1 protein-coding gene is annotated in these 1,115 nt (G+C 57.0%); it reads right to left on the minus strand.

Annotated features, from left to right (window positions below):
- The coding region (locus R7Z41_RS24195) for an ABC transporter permease (RefSeq protein WP_318141661.1) at nucleotides 1-1,115 on the minus strand (1,115 nt) is incomplete at both ends.

Raw genomic sequence — 1,115 nt, forward strand, 5'->3', positions numbered from 1 at the left:
CGGATTATGATCGGGTCGCGTATTTTGCCAGGTAAGATTGAGTTCGCGGTTAAGCGCCTCATCTTCATTACCTTCTGTCGGCTTATCGTTAATCGCCGTCAGCCGCGCCCGCACTACCGGATAAAATGATTCCGGGACTATCTGATGTTCCGCGAGGAACGCTTTTAGCGGTTCTACCTGTTCTGTGGCAATGTTAATTAAAAAGTAGTTCGGGCTTTCTGGAGGTAGCTGCTGCTGCCAGCGGTCAAGCAGATCGCCACGCAATACCAGCAGCAGCGCCAGCAGCATAAAGGAGAGCGAAAATGCCGAAAGCTGGCTTAATGTTGACCACGGCTGACGTAACAGGCGGCTGACCGCCAGGCGCAGAGGCAGCGATTTCAGCGTCATGCGGCGAAGTACATTCAGCAGCATCCAGCCCAGCACACCGCACAGCAAAGCCAGTACTACCGCGCCCGCCAGCACCGCCCAAAGCAGCATGCTGCCACCCATTAATCCGGCGAGCAGCAGCACAACCACCACACTGACAATCGGCAGATAAAACTTCAGCGGCCAGACGTTCGCTACCACATCATTACGTAATACGCGTAAAGGCTGCGTTGCCAGCAACAAGCGATATGGTCGTAGCCCCACCAGCAGCGAGATGACCGTCATGGTGCCAAGCGCCCACAGCCACGGCCAGAGGCTGGCTGGCGGTAGTGCAGCAGGCAGAACGGGCTTGAGCAGCACCATCAACACGTTTTCGAACAACAGGCCTATGGCCCCACCGGTAACGGCTGAAAGCGCCAGCACCAGCAACCACTGACCGACGATTAGCTTACGCAGTTGCGCTCGCCCTGCCCCCAGCGTTTTGAGGATCGCCACCAGATCGTAGCGACTGCGACAGTAATGATTCATCGCTACCGCCACTGCTGCCACTGCCAGCAGCAAGGTCAGAAGCGCCGAAAGCAGCAGGAACTGTTGCGAGCGTTCCATCGATCGCCCCAGCGCGCCTTCGTCCTGTTCCAGACCGTACCAGCGTTGTTCGGGTTTAAGCTGAGGTAACAACCATTTCTCATAGCCGTCGAGCTGGTTCTCGTTGCCGCCGAATTTATAACGCCAGGTGACCCGACTCCCCG

The sequence above is a fragment of the Vibrio sp. 1457 genome (genome assembly GCF_033340195.1).
GTDB lineage: Bacteria > Pseudomonadota > Gammaproteobacteria > Enterobacterales > Vibrionaceae > Vibrio > Vibrio alginolyticus.